Source organism: Streptomyces sp. SDT5-1, from assembly GCF_052245995.1.
In the GTDB taxonomy this organism is placed as follows: domain Bacteria; phylum Actinomycetota; class Actinomycetes; order Streptomycetales; family Streptomycetaceae; genus Streptomyces.
The window spans coordinates 2,484,383-2,500,824 of record NZ_CM125963.1 but is presented as its reverse complement, the minus strand read 5'-3'; the positions used below and the strand labels follow the sequence as shown (position 1 = coordinate 2,500,824).

At 70.2% G+C, this 16,442-nt stretch carries 10 protein-coding genes; 8 read left to right on the top strand and 2 right to left on the bottom strand.

Annotated elements, in window-relative coordinates:
* Window positions 1-2: 2 nt before the first annotated feature.
* On the bottom strand, window positions 3-728 hold the full coding sequence (locus ACTWJ8_RS11715) for a maleylpyruvate isomerase family mycothiol-dependent enzyme (protein ID WP_356388270.1): 726 nt from the start codon (window positions 726-728) through the stop codon (window positions 3-5).
* 287 nt (window positions 729-1,015) lie between these two features.
* Between ACTWJ8_RS11715 and uvrA the strand changes: the two genes are divergently transcribed.
* Complete coding sequence (uvrA, locus tag ACTWJ8_RS11710) at window positions 1,016-4,075, top strand: excinuclease ABC subunit UvrA (protein WP_356388272.1); 3,060 nt, start codon at window positions 1,016-1,018, stop codon at window positions 4,073-4,075.
* 307 nt (window positions 4,076-4,382) lie between these two features.
* Here uvrA and ACTWJ8_RS11705 read toward each other — a convergent pair whose 3' ends face one another.
* Window positions 4,383-5,309, bottom strand: a complete 927-nt coding sequence (locus tag ACTWJ8_RS11705; protein WP_443263760.1) for a carbohydrate kinase family protein — start codon at window positions 5,307-5,309, stop codon at window positions 4,383-4,385.
* Between the two features lie 186 nt (window positions 5,310-5,495).
* Here ACTWJ8_RS11705 and uvrC point away from each other — a divergent pair, with 186 nt between their 5' ends.
* From uvrC to ACTWJ8_RS11670, 7 genes are all read left to right on the top strand, one after another.
* A complete protein-coding gene (gene uvrC / locus ACTWJ8_RS11700) occupies window positions 5,496-7,589 on the top strand; it encodes an excinuclease ABC subunit UvrC (RefSeq protein WP_443263759.1) in 2,094 nt (697 codons plus the stop codon).
* Window positions 7,586-8,650 carry an RNase adapter RapZ gene (rapZ, locus tag ACTWJ8_RS11695; protein WP_443263758.1) on the top strand — a complete coding sequence of 355 codons (1,065 nt, stop codon included), beginning with the start codon at window positions 7,586-7,588 and terminating at the stop codon, window positions 8,648-8,650. Before uvrC ends, rapZ begins: the two co-directional genes overlap by 4 nt.
* Window positions 8,647-9,684 (top strand): gluconeogenesis factor YvcK family protein, encoded by a 1,038-nt coding sequence (locus tag ACTWJ8_RS11690; RefSeq protein ID WP_356388298.1) that lies wholly within the window; start codon window positions 8,647-8,649, stop codon window positions 9,682-9,684. The genes rapZ and ACTWJ8_RS11690 overlap by 4 nt, the downstream gene beginning before the upstream one ends.
* On the top strand, window positions 9,675-10,688 hold the full coding sequence (whiA, locus tag ACTWJ8_RS11685; RefSeq protein WP_356388300.1) for a DNA-binding protein WhiA: 1,014 nt from the start codon (window positions 9,675-9,677) through the stop codon (window positions 10,686-10,688). Before ACTWJ8_RS11690 ends, whiA begins: the two co-directional genes overlap by 10 nt.
* 187 nt (window positions 10,689-10,875) lie before the next feature.
* Window positions 10,876-13,827 (top strand): M14 family zinc carboxypeptidase, encoded by a 2,952-nt coding sequence (locus ACTWJ8_RS11680; protein WP_443263757.1) that lies wholly within the window; start codon window positions 10,876-10,878, stop codon window positions 13,825-13,827.
* Window positions 13,828-14,019: 192 nt separating this feature from the next.
* Window positions 14,020-15,027 (top strand): type I glyceraldehyde-3-phosphate dehydrogenase, encoded by a 1,008-nt coding sequence (gene gap, locus ACTWJ8_RS11675; protein ID WP_356388304.1) that lies wholly within the window; start codon window positions 14,020-14,022, stop codon window positions 15,025-15,027.
* 166 nt (window positions 15,028-15,193) lie between these two features.
* Window positions 15,194-16,405 carry a phosphoglycerate kinase gene (locus ACTWJ8_RS11670; protein WP_356388306.1) on the top strand — a complete coding sequence of 404 codons (1,212 nt, stop codon included), beginning with the start codon at window positions 15,194-15,196 and terminating at the stop codon, window positions 16,403-16,405.
* The last annotated feature ends 37 nt before the right edge of the window (window positions 16,406-16,442 follow it).

The following is a 16,442-nucleotide window of genomic DNA, read 5'->3' as shown; positions in this document are numbered from 1 at the left end:
GCCTATAGCGGGGGCAGGCTCGGCAGGGAGCCGCGGTCGACGCTCAGGGCGGCACCGTCCCTCCGGCCCGCGAGCCAGCCCAGGAGGTCGGCCTGGCGGCCCCGGACGACGATGCCGAGCTCCACGGGGGCGTCGCCCTTGATCTCGTCCAGGGAGGCCGGCTGCACGGCTCCCGTGGAGATCATCCGGCCGTCGTCCTGCTTGATCAGCAGCGGCGGCAGGCCCGGCTGGTCGCGGAACCGTTTCGCGAGGAAGTTGATCTCCCGCTGGGTGAACTCGGGGGAGAGATCCTCCAGTTCGTAGCCGATCCCGAGGTCCACGTGGTGCAGCTCGACCTCGATCCAGCGCCGGAACGGCACGTTCGACGCCAGGTCCTTCACGCCGTTGCGCAGCTCCACGGTGCGGGCCCAGTCGGCGTCCGCCGCGCCCAGGCGCTGGAGCCGCTCGGCGCTCTCCTGCACGTCGCCGAGCTGCTCGCGAAGGCCGCGCGGGGCGTCCCGCTCGATGTCGGCGTCCCTGGCCTCGGCGCTCGCGTACATGGGGCGGCCCTCGAGGACGTTGACGAGGGCGTCCGCGTTGCGGGCGAGATGGGCGAGAACGTGTCCGCGGGTCCACCCCGGGAGCCGTGACGGCTCGGCCACCGCGGCGTTGTCCAGGGTGCCGACCGCGGCGAGCAGCCGGTCGGTCGCTTCGCGTACTGACGCCAGGTCGCGCACATGATCACTCATGGCGCCGACGATAGCCCCGCCACACGTTTGGGTGAAGGTGGCCGACGGCCCGCTTGAATCGAATGTACGTGCTATATGGTCGAAGGTGGCGTCGGGCATTCTTGATGCTCCTGGTTTGTTACCAACCACGGAATCCGACCGGCGTTGTCAGTGGCTCCCTCTAGTCTTCGAAGGACAGCCTTCTCAGGGCCGCTCCGCCTCGACCGCGGCGTGAGCGCCTCGAGAGTCAGACCTCGAGAGACGGGGGCCCGCCCCTGTCACTTCTCTCAAGAAAGGTGCGGACCGGCGTGGCCGACCGTCTCATCGTCCGTGGCGCGCGCGAGCACAATCTCCGGAATGTCTCGCTCGACCTCCCGCGCGACTCCCTCATCGTCTTCACCGGTCTGTCCGGCTCCGGTAAGTCCTCCCTCGCGTTCGACACGATCTTCGCCGAGGGTCAGCGCCGGTACGTCGAGTCGCTGTCCTCGTACGCCCGCCAGTTCCTCGGCCAGATGGACAAGCCGGACGTCGACTTCATCGAGGGCCTCTCGCCGGCCGTCTCGATCGACCAGAAGTCGACGTCGCGCAACCCGCGCTCCACGGTCGGCACCATCACCGAGGTCTACGACTACCTGCGCCTGCTCTTCGCGCGCGTGGGCAAGCCGCACTGCCCGGAGTGCGGGCGCCCGATCGCCCGGCAGTCGCCGCAGGCCATCGTCGACAAGGTCCTCGAGCTGCCCGAGGGCAGCCGCTTCCAGGTCCTGTCGCCGCTCGTGCGCGAGCGCAAGGGCGAGTTCGTCGACCTCTTCAGCGACCTCCAGACCAAGGGCTACTCCCGCGCGCGCGTGGACGGGCAGACGATCCAGCTGTCCGAGCCGCCGACGCTGAAGAAGCAGGAGAAGCACACCATCGAGGTGGTCGTCGACCGCCTCACCGTGAAGAGCTCCGCCAAGCGGCGCCTGACCGACTCCGTGGAGACCGCGCTCGGCCTCTCCGGCGGCATGGTCGTGCTCGACTTCGTCGACCTCCCCGAGGACGACCCGGAGCGCGAGCGCATGTACTCGGAGCACCTGTACTGCCCGCACGACGACCTCTCCTTCGAGGAGCTGGAGCCCCGCTCCTTCTCCTTCAACTCGCCGTTCGGCGCCTGCCCCGACTGCACCGGCATCGGCACGCGCATGGAGGTCGACCCCGAGCTGATCGTCCCGGACGAGGAGAAGTCGCTCGACGAGGGCGCCATCCACCCGTGGTCGCACGGCCACACCAAGGACTACTTCGGCCGCCTCATCGGCGCCCTCGCGGACGCGCTCGGCTTCCGTACGGACATCCCGTTCGCCGGCCTGCCGCAGCGCGCGAAGAAGGCGCTCCTGAACGGCCACAAGACGCAGATCGAGGTCCGCTACCGGAACAGGTACGGGCGCGAGCGCCGCTACACGACGCCGTTCGAGGGCGCCGTGCCGTTCGTGAAGCGCCGCCACAGCGAGGCCGAGTCCGACGCGAGCCGCGAGCGCTTCGAGGGCTACATGCGCGAGGTGCCCTGCCCGACCTGTGAGGGCACGCGCCTCAAGCCGCTCATCCTGTCCGTCACGGTGATGGGCAAGTCCATCGCCGAGGTCTCGGCCATGTCCATCAGTGACTGCGCCGACTTCCTGAGCGAGCTGAGGCTCAACGCGCGCGACAAGAAGATCGCCGAGCGCGTCCTCAAGGAGGTCAACGAGCGGCTGCGCTTCCTCGTCGACGTCGGCCTCGACTACCTGTCGCTGAACCGTGCGGCCGGCACCCTGTCCGGCGGCGAGGCCCAGCGCATCCGGCTCGCCACGCAGATCGGCTCCGGCCTCGTCGGCGTCCTCTACGTGCTCGACGAGCCGTCCATCGGTCTGCACCAGCGCGACAACCACCGGCTGATCGAGACCCTCGTCCGGCTCCGTGACATGGGCAACACGCTCATCGTGGTCGAGCACGACGAGGACACGATCAAGGTCGCCGACTGGATCGTCGACATCGGCCCCGGCGCGGGCGAGCACGGCGGCAAGGTCGTGCACAGCGGCCCGGTCAAGGAGCTCCTCGACAACGCCGAGTCGATGACCGGCCAGTACCTGGCGGGCAAGCGGGCCATCGCGATCCCCGACGTCCGCCGCCCCGTCGACCCGGGCCGCCGTCTCACGGTGCACGGCGCGAAGGAGAACAACCTCCGGGACATCGACGTGTCGTTCCCGCTGGGCGTCCTCACGGCCGTCACCGGCGTCTCGGGCTCCGGCAAGTCGACGCTGGTGAACGACATCCTCTACACGCACCTGGCACGCGAGCTGAACGGGGCGCGGACCGTCCCCGGCCGGCACACGCGCGTGGACGGCGACGACCTCGTCGACAAGGTCGTGCACGTCGACCAGTCGCCCATCGGCCGCACCCCGCGGTCGAACCCGGCGACGTACACCGGAGTCTTCGACAACGTCCGCAAGCTGTTCGCCGAGACGACCGAGGCGAAGGTCCGCGGCTACCTGCCGGGGCGCTTCTCCTTCAACGTCAAGGGCGGCCGCTGCGAGAACTGCTCGGGCGACGGCACCATCAAGATCGAGATGAACTTCCTTCCGGACGTGTACGTCCCGTGCGAGGTCTGCCACGGTGCGCGCTACAACCGGGAGACCCTCGAGGTCCACTACAAGGGCAAGTCCATCTCCGAGGTCCTGGACATGCCGATCGAGGAGGCGCTGAGCTTCTTCGAGGCCGTCCCGGCGATCTCCCGCCACCTCAAGACGCTCAACGACGTGGGTCTCGGCTACGTCCGGCTCGGACAGCCCGCGCCGACGCTCTCCGGCGGTGAGGCGCAGCGCGTCAAGCTCGCCAGCGAGCTGCAGAAGCGGTCCACGGGGCGCACGGTGTACGTGCTCGACGAGCCGACCACCGGTCTGCACTTCGAGGACATCAGCAAGCTGATCTCGGTGCTGTCCGGCCTCGTCGACAAGGGCAACTCGGTGATCGTCATCGAGCACAACCTCGATGTCATCAAGACCGCCGACTGGATCGTCGACATGGGCCCCGAGGGCGGCAGCGGCGGCGGCATCGTCGTCGCCGAGGGCACCCCGGAGCAGGTCGCGGCCGAACCAGCCAGCCACACCGGCAAGTTCCTCCGCGACGTCCTCGGTGCCGACCGGGTCAGCGACGGCGGCGTGGCCACCACCGCGCGTCCGCGCAAGGCGGCGAAGAAGACGGTGGCGGCGACGAAGGCCCCGGCCAAGAAGACGGCCACGGCGAAGTCGACGACAGCCAAGGCGGCCACCAAGACGACCACCGCCAAGTCGACCGCCAAGAAGACGGCTGCCAAGAAGTCCGCCACCAAGAAGGCGACCGGCCGCTCCACCAAGGCCTGACGACCGCCGGCCGACGGTCCGGACCGGCCCGGCCGACTGGCCCGCCGGGCCGTCGTCCGGTCCGGTCGGGGCGTCCGACATGGCTCAGTTGCCGTCCGGTCCGGTCGGGGTGACCGGCGCGGCTCAGTCGCTGTCCGTCCCGGTCGGGATGACCGGCGCGGCTCAGTCGCCGTCCGTCCCGGTCGGGGCGACCGGCCCCGGGCCAGCCTCGGCCCGACCCGTCGGCCCGAGAGACAGACGCTCGGCGCCCCGTGGGAACTCCCCACGGGGCGCCGCGCGTTCACCTCTCAGCCATGGCCGCGCACCCTCACCAGGCGGGACCCACCAGCTCGTCCGCGTACGGCGGCTCCGCCCCCGCGCGCGAGCACGTGATCGCCGCCGCCCGCGCGGCGAACCGCAGCAGCCGGGACCAGGCGTCGCCGTCCAGCCCGGCGATCGCCGCGGGGGAGAGCGCGTCGAGCCGCGAAAGCCCGTGCAGCAGCGCCGCGTTGACCGTGTCACCGGCGCCGATCGTGTCCACGACGTCGACCCGCTCGCCCGGCACCGTGTGCTCGCCTCCGTCCCGCGTGAAGGCGGTGAGACCGTCCCCGCCGCGCGTGACCACCACGGCCGCGGGCCCCGCCGCCAACCACTCCCGCGGCGTGCCGCCCAGCCACTCCGCGTCGTCCTCGGAGAGCTTCAGCAGGGTCGTCGAGGCGAGCCAGCTCTTGAAGCGCGCCCGGTAGGCGTCCGCGTCCGGGATCAGGCCCGCCCTGATGTTCGGGTCGAGCGCCGTGCACACACCCTGAGCCGCGGCCGAGCGCATCATCTCCTCGTACGCCGTGGCGCCCGGCTCCAGGACCAGCGAGCAGGTGCCGAACGACACCGCGCGCGTGCCCGCGGGCAGCGCCTCGGGCGCCGCGAAGAGCCGGTCCGCCGTCCCCTCCACGTAGAACGAATATCCGGCGGAGCCGTCCGCGCCGATCGAGGCCACGGCGAGCGTCGTCGGTTCCGCACCCCGCTGCACCGGCGCCACGTCGACCCCCGCCGCCCGCAGACCGTCCAGCAGGGCCTCGCCGAAGGCGTCCCGCGACACCCGCGAGCAGAACGCGACGGACGAGCCGAGGCGGCCCAGCGCCACCGCCGTGTTGTAGGGACCGCCGCCGAGGCGCGGCGCGAGGTCGGGCAGCCCGGCGTCGCCGCGCGCGCCCTGCGGGACGAGGTCGATCAGGGCCTCTCCTGCGACGACAATCACGGTGCTTCCTCTCGTACGGGCGGGTCCAGGACGGATGGTGGCGGAAACCGCGCGCGGCGCCGCGAAAACCACACGCCGACGCTAGGCCCTCGCGCCCCGCACGGCACCCGCCTCACCCGAACCGGGCACGCGAGCCGGGAAACCGGGCACCCCGAACTGTCACACACCGCCAGTAGGGTGTCTGACATGGCCGACCCCTCCAGCTACCGCCCCAAGCCGGGACAGATCCCCGACTCCCCAGGGGTGTACAGGTTCCGCGACGAGCACCGCCGGGTGATCTACGTCGGGAAGGCGAAAAGCCTGCGCCAGCGCCTGGCGAACTACTTCCAGGACCTGGCGCATCTGCACCCCCGCACCCGCACCATGGTCACCACGGCCGCGTCCGTGGAGTGGACGGTGGTGTCCACGGAGGTCGAGGCTCTGCAGCTGGAGTACTCCTGGATCAAGGAGTTCGACCCCAGGTTCAACGTCAAGTACCGCGACGACAAGAGCTATCCGTACCTCGCGGTGACGATGAACGAGGAGTTCCCGCGGGTCCAGGTGATGCGCGGCCAGAAGAAGAAGGGCGTGCGCTACTTCGGCCCGTACGGGCACGCGTGGGCGATCCGCGACACCGTGGACCTGCTCCTGCGCGTCTTCCCGGTGCGCACGTGCTCCAAGGGCGTGTTCAAGAACGCGGAGCGCACCGGCCGCCCCTGCCTGCTCGGCTACATCGGCAAGTGCTCCGCGCCCTGCGTCGGCCGCGTCACGCCGGACGAGCACCGCGAACTGGCCGAGGAGTTCTGCGACTTCATGGCGGGGCGCACCGGCACGTACATCCGGCGCCTGGAGAAGGACATGGCGTCGGCTGCCGACGAGATGGAGTACGAGCGGGCGGCCCGCCTGCGCGACGACATCGAGGCGCTGAAGAAGGCCATGGAGAAGAGCGCGGTCGTGCTCACCGACGCCACCGACGCCGACCTCGTCGCCCTCGCCGAGGACGAGCTGGAGGCGGCCGTCCAGATCTTCCATGTGCGCGGCGGACGCGTGCGCGGCCAGCGCGGCTGGGTCACCGACAAGGTCGAGGCGGTCACCAGCGGTGACCTCGTCGAGCACGCGCTCCAGCAGCTCTACGGCGAGGAGACCGGGGACGCCGTCCCCAAGGAGGTCCTCGTCCCCGCGCTGCCCGACCCTCTGGAGCCCGTCCAGGCCTGGCTCACGGAGCGCCGCGGGTCGAACGTGTCGTTGCGCATCCCGCAGCGCGGCGACAAGAAGGCGCTCATGGAGACGGTCCACAGGAACGCGCAGCAGGCGCTTGTCCTGCACAAGACGAAGCGCGCCTCCGACCTCACCACGCGCTCGCGCGCGCTGGAGGAGATCGCGGGGGCCCTCGACCTGGACAGCGCTCCGCTGCGCATCGAGTGCTACGACATCTCGCACCTCCAGGGCGACGACGTCGTGGCGTCCATGGTCGTGTTCGAGGACGGCCTCGCACGCAAGAGCGAGTACCGCCGTTTCGAGATCAAGGGCTTCGAGGGCCAGGACGACGTCCGGTCCATGCACGAGGTCATCACCCGCCGCTTCAAGCGCTACCTCGCCGCCCAGGAGAAGTCGCGCGACTGGTCGGACGAGGAGCCGGCGTCGGCCGAGGCCGCCGAGGCGGTGGACGAGGAGGTCGTCGAGTCGCGCCTCACGGAGGACGACGGCCGCCCCAAGAAGTTCGCCTACCCGCCGCAGCTCGTCGTGGTCGACGGCGGGCAGCCGCAGGTCGCGGCGGCCAAGCGGGCCCTGGACGAGCTGGGCATCGACGACATCGCGGTGTGCGGCCTCGCCAAGCGCCTCGAAGAGGTCTGGGTGCCCGACGAGGAGGACCCCGTGGTGCTGCCCCGCACCAGCGAGGGCCTCTACCTGCTCCAGCGCGTGCGCGACGAGGCACACCGCTTCGCGATCACCTACCAGCGCACCAAGCGGGCCAAGCGCTTCCGGGCGGGCCCGCTGGACGAGGTGCCGGGCCTGGGCGACTCGCGCAAGCAGGCTCTGCTCAAGCACTTCGGGTCGGTGAAGCGGCTGCGGGCCGCCACCATCGACCAGATCTGCGAGGTCCCCGGGATAGGCCGGAAGACCGCCGAGGCCATCGTGGCGGCCTTCGCGCAGGCCGCGCCCGCCGCTCCCGCGGTGAACACGGCCACCGGAGAGATCATTGAAGACGAAGACGAAACGGCCGGGACGACGGACGTGCCGACCGGCGGGGACCCCGTCAGCGCGGGCGCCCCGGAGGAACGACGGGGGCAGGAGCCATGAGCGAGCACGAGAGCAGCGACACCGGCGGCACCCCACGGGGCCCCGCAGCACACGAACAGCCGCAACCACAGCACGGAGCAGAAGTGAGCACGGGCACCGGATCAGGTTCAGGTTCAGAGACGGGTACGAGTACGAGTACGGGCGCCGCGGCCGACGCGGGCGCCGCCAAGGCCGTCGAGGCTCCGGGCGTACCGGACGCCGCCATCCCCGAGCTGGTGATCATCTCCGGGATGTCGGGCGCGGGCCGCTCCACGGCCGCGAAGTGCCTGGAGGACCTCGGCTGGTTCGTCGTCGACAACCTGCCGCCCGCGCTGATCCCCACCATGGTGGAGCTCGGCGCCCGCTCGCAGGGCAACGTGGCGCGGATCGCGGTCGTCGTCGACGTCCGGGGACGGCGCTTCTTCGACAACCTCCGGCAGTCCCTCGCCGACCTGGAGGCCAAGAACGTCACGCGGCGCATCGTCTTCCTCGAGTCCTCCGACGAGGCCCTCGTGCGCCGCTTCGAGTCGGTGCGCCGCCCGCACCCCCTGCAGGGCGACGGCCGCATCGTCGACGGCATCGCGGCCGAGCGCGAGCTCCTGCGCGAGCTGCGCGGCGACGCCGACCTCGTCATCGACACCTCCAGCCTGAACGTGCACGAGCTGCGCGCCAAGATGGACGCCCAGTTCGCCGGCGAGGAGGAGCCCGAGCTGCGGGCCACGGTCATGTCGTTCGGCTTCAAGTACGGCCTGCCGGTCGACGCCGACCTCGTGGTCGACATGCGCTTCCTGCCGAACCCGCACTGGGTCCCCGAGCTGCGCCCCTTCACGGGCCTGAACGAGGAGGTGTCGAACTACGTCTTCTCGCAGCCCAGCGCCAAGGAGTTCCTCGACCGCTACACCGAGCTGCTCCAGCTGATCGCCGCCGGCTACCGCCGCGAGGGCAAGCGCTACGTGACGATCGCCGTCGGCTGCACGGGCGGCAAGCACCGCTCCGTCGCGACGTCCGAGAAGCTCGCCGCCCGCCTCGCCGCGCAGGGCGTCGAGACCGTGGTCGTCCACCGCGACATGGGACGGGAATGACGGGACGCACGCTGCGGCTCACGAGCAGGATCCGCCGCAGGACCTCACCGGTGAAGCCGGGCAAGGGCGCCACGCCCAAGGTCGTCGCCCTCGGCGGCGGCATGGGCCTGTCGGCGTCCCTGGCCGCGCTGCGCCGCATCACGAACAATCTGACCGCCGTCGTCACGGTGGCCGACGACGGCGGCTCCAGCGGCCGTCTGCGGGACGAGCTGGGCGTGCTGCCGCCCGGCGACCTGCGCAAGGCGCTCGCGGCCCTGTGCGGGGACGACGACTGGGGCCAGACCTGGGCCCGCGTCATCCAGCACCGCTTCCAGTCGCAGGGCGAGCTGCACGAGCACGCGGTCGGCAATCTGCTGATCGTCGCCCTGTGGGAGCAGCTCGGCGACCATGTGCAGGCGCTCGACCTCGTCGGCAAGCTGCTCGGCGCGCAGGGCCGCGTGCTGCCCATGTCGGCCGTCCCGCTGGAGCTCCAGGCGCAGGTCAAGGGGCACGACCCGGACCGTCCGGAGGACATCGGGACGGTGCGCGGGCAGGCCACGGTCGCGCTCACCCGCGGCGAGGTCCAGTCCGTGCACGTCGTGCCGCACGACCCGCCGGCCGTGCCCGAGGCGGTCGCCGCGGTGCTCGACGCGGACTGGGTGGTGCTCGGCCCCGGTTCCTGGTTCTCGTCCGTGATCCCGCACCTCCTGGTGCCGGAACTGCTGGACGCGCTGGTCGAGACGAAGGCCCGCCGGGTCCTCTCGCTGAACCTCGCTCCGCAACCCGGAGAAACTGAGGGCTTCTCACCGCAGCGTCATTTGGAAGTTTTGGGACGACACGCCCCTAAACTCGCCCTGGACGTGGTGCTGGCCGACGAGGCCGCCGTGCCCGATCGCGAGTCCCTGACCGAAACCGCGCGTGAGCGTTTCGGCGCCGCGGTCGAGCTGGCGCCGGTGGCCAGGCCCGACGGGACTCCGAGACATGATCCGGAGCTGTTGGCCGCCGCGTACGACCGTATTTTTCGGATGCATGGAAGGATCGGCCCATGGCGATGACGGCAGCGGTGAAGGACGAGATCTCCCGGCTTCCCGTCACCCGGACCTGCTGCAGGAAGGCCGAGGTATCGGCCATTCTGCGGTTCGCGGGCGGCCTTCACCTGGTGAGCGGCCGCATCGTGATCGAGGCGGAGCTGGACACGGCGATGGCCGCGAGGCGGCTCAAGCGGGACATTCTCGAGATCTTCGGGCACAGCTCGGAGCTGATCGTGATGGCGCCCGGCGGGCTGCGCCGCGGCTCGCGTTTCGTCGTACGAGTGGTGGCGGGCGGCGATCAGCTGGCCCGGCAGACGGGCCTGGTGGACGGCCGCGGCCGCCCGATCAGGGGCCTGCCGCCGCAGGTGGTCTCGGGGGCCACCTGCGACGCCGAGGCGGCCTGGCGCGGCGCGTTCCTTGCGCACGGTTCGCTGACCGAGCCGGGGCGCTCCAGCTCGCTCGAGGTGACGTGCCCGGGCCCGGAGGCGGCCCTCGCGCTGGTCGGCGCGGCCCGCAGGCTGCAGATCGCGGGCAAGGCCCGTGAGGTGCGCGGCGTGGACCGCGTGGTGGTGCGTGACGGCGACGCGATCGGCGCCCTGCTCACCCGGATGGGCGCACACGAATCGGTGCTCGCCTGGGAGGAGCGCCGGATGCGCCGCGAGGTGCGCGCCACGGCGAACCGCCTGGCGAACTTCGACGACGCGAACCTGCGCCGCTCGGCCCGCGCGGCCGTGGCGGCGGGCGCCCGGGTCCAGCGCGCCCTGGAGATCCTCGCGGACGACGTGCCGGAGCACCTCGCCGCGGCCGGGCGGCTGCGCATGGAGCACAAGCAGGCCTCCCTGGAGGAGCTGGGCGCGCTCGCCGACCCGCCGCTGACCAAGGACGCGGTCGCGGGCCGTATCCGCCGTCTGCTGGCCATGGCCGACAAGCGGGCCCAGGACCTCGGCATCCCCGGCACGGAGTCCAACATCACGGAGGACATGACCGAGGAGATGGCGGACAACCTCGCGGAGAACCTGGCGGGCTGACCCGCGGGACCCTCTTTTCGTCAAGCCGGTGGCGGTGCCCGACCAGGGGCGCCGCCACCGGCTTTTCCCTGTCTGTGAACGGTCGTTGAGGCCCCCTTGACTTGACCATGAACGGTCATGATTCTGGCGCTTGTTCGCTTCTGCGGCATCGCGCCACAACCGTGGCAGACAACTGCAAGGGGGGCTCATGCGACGAAGTGTGGGACGAAGAGGGGAACGGGGAGCGGGGCGAAGAGCGAGATCGATCCTCGCCGTCGGCGCGCTCGTCCTGGGGGTGGGAGGCGCCGCACTGGCGCCCGTGGCCCACGCGGACGAAGGACCGGCGGGAGACAGACCCGGCGCGGACGCCGTCAAGGTGTTCCGCGCCGAGGTGTCGAAGGAGCAGATACCCCTGCTCCTCAAGGCGGGCCAGGACGCTCATGAGTTGAGCACTCAGGCGCCGGACAAGGGCACCGCGAAGGTCGAGGTCTACCTCACCGACAAGCAGGCCGACGGTCTGCGCAAGAAGGGCGTCGAGCTCACCGAGCACAAGCTGAGCAGCGCGGCGGCGGCCCGCGTGAAGGCCGCGGGCGACGGCGTCTTCCGCCCGTACAGCGGCGCGGGGGGACTCCAGGAGGAGATCCTGCGCACCGGCCAGGAGCACCCCGACCTCACCAAGGTCGTCTCCATCGGCAAGACGCTCCAGGGCCAGGACATCCTCGCGCTCAAGCTCAGCAAGAACGCGAAGAAGGTCAAGGACGGCGCGAAGCCGTCCGTGCTCTACATGTCGAACCAGCACGCGCGCGAGTGGATCACCCCCGAGATGACCCGCCGCCTCATGCACCACTACCTGGACAACTACTCCAAGGACACCCGGGTCAAGAAGCTCGTCGACTCCACGGAGATGTGGTTCGTCCTCTCCGCCAACCCCGACGGCTACGACTGGACGTTCAAGGCCGCCGCCAACCGCCAGTGGCGCAAGAACCTGCGCGACAACAACGGCGACGGCAAGATCACCACGGGCGACGGCGTCGACCTCAACCGCAACTTCGCCTACAAGTGGGGCTACGACGACGAGGGTTCGTCGCCCGACCCCGCCAACCAGACGTACCGCGGCCCGGGCCCGAATTCCGAGCCGGAGACCAAGGCCCTCGACGCCTTCGAGAAGCGCGTCGGCTTCGACTACGCCATCAACTATCACTCGGCCGCCGAACTGCTGCTCTACGGAGTGGGCTGGCAGGTCGCCACGCCGACCCCGGACGACGTCCTCTACAAGGCGCTCGCCGGCACCCCGGAGAACTCCGCGATCCCCGGCTACCACCCGCAGGTCTCCTCGGAGCTCTACACGACGAACGGCGAGGCCGACGGGCACGCGGGCAACGTCAACGGCATCTCGATGTTCACCCCTGAGATGAGCACCTGCCAGACCGCGTCGAACGTCGACCCCAACGACGCCTGGAACCCCGGCGACTGCGCCTCGGTGTTCACGTTCCCGGACGACGAGAAGCTGATCCAGGCCGAGTTCGCGAAGAACATCCCGTTCGCGATGTCGGTCGCCGAGACGGCGATCCACCCCGACCAGCCCTCGTCCTCGGTCGGCCTGGAGGCACCCGACTTCACCCCGGCGAAGTTCACGACTTCGTACGCGCGCGGCGCCGACCAGGAAGTCGCCGTGACCGCCCGGAAGTCCGTCAAGGACAAGGAGTTGAACTACCGCGTCAATGGCGGTCGTACGCACGACGAGGAATTGCGCGCCTGGAAGGGCGGCGAGACCTACGGCGGCGACGACAATCTGCACTTCGACGCGTATAGAGCGAAGATCGAGGACGCCGATGTGGGCGACAAGGTCGAGGTGTGGTTCACGGGGCGGACGAAATCCGGAAAGCGCACCAGCAGCGAGCACTTCACGTACACCGTCGCCGCCCGCGACAAGGGCGACACGCTCGTCGTCGCGGAGAACGACTCCGCCGGTGTGCAGTCGAGTGCCTACGTGAACGCCCTCAAGGCCGCCGGCCGCTCCCCGGTCGTCTGGAACGTCGCCAAGCAGGGCGCTCCCGACCCGCTCGCGGTCCTCGGCCACTTCAAGGCCGTCGTCCACTACACCGGCGCCGACCGTCCCGCCCTCGCCACGCAGCTCGCCCTGCGCGACTACCTGAACGAGGGCGGCAAGCTCGTCGAGGCCGGCGAGAAGGCGGGCGGCTCCGTCGACATCGGCGACACCACCACGAACGACTTCAGCCAGTACTACCTCGGCGCCTACTCGCGCACGGCCTCCCCGGTCGCCAGCCGCTTCGACGGCTCCGGCGCCCTCGACGGGATCGCCGCGGCCCTCGGCGACGCCCCCGGCAACCCGCTGAACGCGGCGGGCCTGTACGAGGCGACCTCGGCGACGCTGCCGCAGTTCACCAGCGCGGGCGCGGGCCAGTACGAGGGCGCGGGCATGGCCGCCGCGGTGCACACCGACGACGCGTACAAGCGTCTGACCCGCACGATCGACCTCACGCAGGTCACCGCGGCGCAGGCCCCGGCCCTGCGGATGCAGCTCCTGTGGGACACCGAGCCCGGCTACGACCACGTCCTCCTGGAGGCGCACACCACCGGGGCCGAGGACTGGACGACGCTGCCCGACCGGGACGGCTACACGTCGACCAAGGTGCCCACCGAGTGCGAGGCCGGGTTCTTCATCCAGGACCACCCGGCGCTCACCCGCTACCTCACGCCGGACGGCGCCGCCTGCGGCAACACCGGCACCTCGGGCCAGTGGAACAGCCTCACCGGGTCCTCGGACGACTGGAAGACCGTGACGTACGACCTGAGCGCGTACGCCGGCAAGACCGTGGAGGTGTCCCTGAGCTACGTGACCGACCCCGGCACCGGGGGAGAGGGCGTGCGCGCCGACAACGCGTCGGTCGTCGTCAACGGACAGGCCACCGAGACGGCGGACTTCGAGACGTCGCTCGGCGTCTGGAAGGTTCCCGGGCCGCCCGCGGGCAGCCCGCCGGCCGTGAAGGACTGGGCGCTCGCCAAGGATCTCTTCACGACCTACGGCGCGATCAGCACCCCGGACACGGTGTTGCTCGGATTCGGTCTGGAACACGTCACGTCGACAGCGGATCGAAATGCGCTCATCCGAAAGGCCCTGCGCTCAATTAGCGAGTGATCGAGGTCTGAATTACCCGCGAAATACACGGCGGCCCGTACGTTACTGACGAGTACGGGCCGCTGTGCCCTCCATAGAGTCGCTCGATGTCACCCCAAGCCTTTATGGGAGGTAGGGTCGGAGGCGGTCGGGGACATCCCAATAAATCTCGCCGGCGTCGATACTCCGGCGTACCAACGAGGAGATCGGTTCGTGACGATCCGCGTAGGCATCAACGGCTTTGGCCGCATCGGTCGCAATTATTTCCGCGCCCTCCTTGACCAGGGTGCAGACATCGAGATCGTGGCTGTCAACGACCTGGGTGACACCGCGACCACCGCACACCTCCTGAAGTACGACACCATCCTGGGCCGCCTCAAGGCCGACGTGTCGCACACCGAGGACACCATCACGGTCGACGGCCACACCATCAAGGTGCTGTCCGAGCGCGACCCCGCCCAGATCCCGTGGGGCGAGCTGGGTGTCGACGTCGTGGTCGAGTCCACCGGCATCTTCACGAAGAAGGCCGACGCCGAGAAGCACATCGCCGGCGGCGCCAAGAAGGTCCTCATCTCGGCTCCGGCCAAGGACGAGGACATCACCATCGTGATGGGCGTCAACCAGGACCAGTACGACCCGGCGAAGCACCACGTCATCTCCAACGCCTCCTGCACCACCAACTGCGTGGCGCCCATGGCGAAGGTGCTCGACGAGAACTTCGGCATCAACCGCGGCCTGATGACGACGGTCCACGCGTACACGAACGACCAGCGCATCCTGGACTTCCCGCACAAGGACCTGCGCCGCGCCCGCGCCGCCGCGGAGAACATCATCCCGACCACGACGGGCGCCGCCAAGGCCACCGCCCTGGTCCTGCCGCAGCTCAAGGGCAAGCTTGACGGCATCGCGATGCGCGTCCCGGTCCCGACCGGCTCGGCCACCGACCTGGTCGTGGAGCTCCAGCGCGAGACCACGAAGGAAGAGGTCAACGCCGCGTTCAAGAAGGCCGCGGACGGCGAGCTCAAGGGCATCCTGTACTACACCGAGGACCCGATCGTCTCCTCGGACATCGTCGGCGAGCCGGCCTCCTGCACCTTCGACTCCTCCCTGACGATGGTCCAGGAGGGCAACTCGGTGAAGATCCTCGGCTGGTACGACAACGAGTGGGGCTACTCCAACCGCCTCGTCGACCTGACGGTCTTCGTCGGCGGCCAGCTCTGAACCTCTAAGGTTCTGGAGCAGCAAGGCACTCAGATGTGAGCGAAGGGTCCGGACCCGCGCGACGCCGCGCGACCGTCCGGACCCTTCGCACGTCAGCCGTCACGGCTCAGCCTTCAAGGCCGCTACAAAAGAACGTGCACGACCAGCCCTCTCAAGGAGCCCATCCATGAAGACGATTGAGGAACTTCTCGCCGAAGGGGTCGACGGGAAGCGGGTGTTCGTCCGCGCCGACCTCAACGTGCCGCTGGCCGACGGCCTCATCACGGACGACGGCCGCATCCGCGCCGTCCTGCCCACCGTCGAGGCCCTGGCCGAGGCGGGCGCCAAGGTGATCGTCGCCTCCCACCTGGGCCGTCCGAAGGGCGCCCCGGACCCGCAGTTCTCGCTGCTGCCCGCCGCCGAGCGCCTCGGCGAGCTGCTCGGCAAGCCGGTGGCCTTCGCCCAGGACACGGTCGGCCCCGCCGCGAACGAGGCCGTGGACGGCCTGGAGCCCGGCCAGGTCGCCGTCATCGAGAACCTGCGTTTCAACGCCGGGGAGACCAGCAAGGACGACGCCGAGCGCGGCGACTTCGCCGAGCAGCTCGCCAACCTCGCCGACGTGTACGTGGGCGACGGCTTCGGCGCCGTGCACCGCAAGCACGCCTCCGTCTACGACCTCCCGAAGCGCCTCCCGCACTACGCGGGCTACCTCATCGCCACCGAGGTCGGCGTCCTGAAGAAGCTCACCGAGGACGTCAAGCGCCCCTACGTGGTCGCGCTCGGCGGCGCCAAGGTCTCCGACAAGCTCGCCGTCATCGACCAGCTGCTCGGCAAGGCCGACCGTCTCCTCATCGGCGGCGGCATGGCGTACACGTTCCTCAAGGCCAAGGGCTACGAGGTCGGCATCTCGCTCCTCCAGGAGGACCAGATCCCGGCCGTCAAGGAGTACATGGAGCGCGCCGAGAAGAACGGCGTGGAGCTCGTGCTCCCGGTGGACGTCCTGGTCTCGTCCGAGTTCCCGGACCTCAAGGGTAAGACCCCGGCCAACCCCTCGACCGTCGCCGCGGACGCCATCCCGGCCGACCAGGAGGGCCTGGACATCGGCCCCGAGACCCGCAAGCTGTACGCCTCGAAGCTCGCCGACGCGCAGACCGTCTTCTGGAACGGTCCGATGGGCGTCTTCGAGCACCCCGACTACGCCGAGGGCACCAAGGCGGTCGCCCAGGCCCTCATCGACGCTCCGGGCTTCACCGTGGTGGGCGGCGGCGACTCCGCCGCGGCGGTCCGTACCCTGGGCTTCGACGAGAAGGCATTCGGCCACATCTCGACCGGTGGCGGCGCCTCCCTCGAATACCTCGAGGGCAAGACGCTGCCCGGTCTCGCCGCACTGGAGGACTGACCCCGCATGACTGCTCCCGTACAGGGCCGCACGCCGC

Coding starts and splice junctions, on each gene's coding strand:
- ACTWJ8_RS11715 (WP_356388270.1), bottom strand. CDS start 728: ATGAGTGATCATGTGCGCGACCTGGCGTCAGTACGCGAAGCGACCGAC.
- ACTWJ8_RS11680 (WP_443263757.1), top strand. CDS start 10,876: ATGCGACGAAGTGTGGGACGAAGAGGGGAACGGGGAGCGGGGCGAAGA.
- ACTWJ8_RS11690 (WP_356388298.1), top strand. CDS start 8,647: ATGACGGGACGCACGCTGCGGCTCACGAGCAGGATCCGCCGCAGGACC.
- whiA (WP_356388300.1), top strand. CDS start 9,675: ATGGCGATGACGGCAGCGGTGAAGGACGAGATCTCCCGGCTTCCCGTC.
- ACTWJ8_RS11670 (WP_356388306.1), top strand. CDS start 15,194: ATGAAGACGATTGAGGAACTTCTCGCCGAAGGGGTCGACGGGAAGCGG.
- uvrC (WP_443263759.1), top strand. CDS start 5,496: ATGGCCGACCCCTCCAGCTACCGCCCCAAGCCGGGACAGATCCCCGAC.
- rapZ (WP_443263758.1), top strand. CDS start 7,586: ATGAGCGAGCACGAGAGCAGCGACACCGGCGGCACCCCACGGGGCCCC.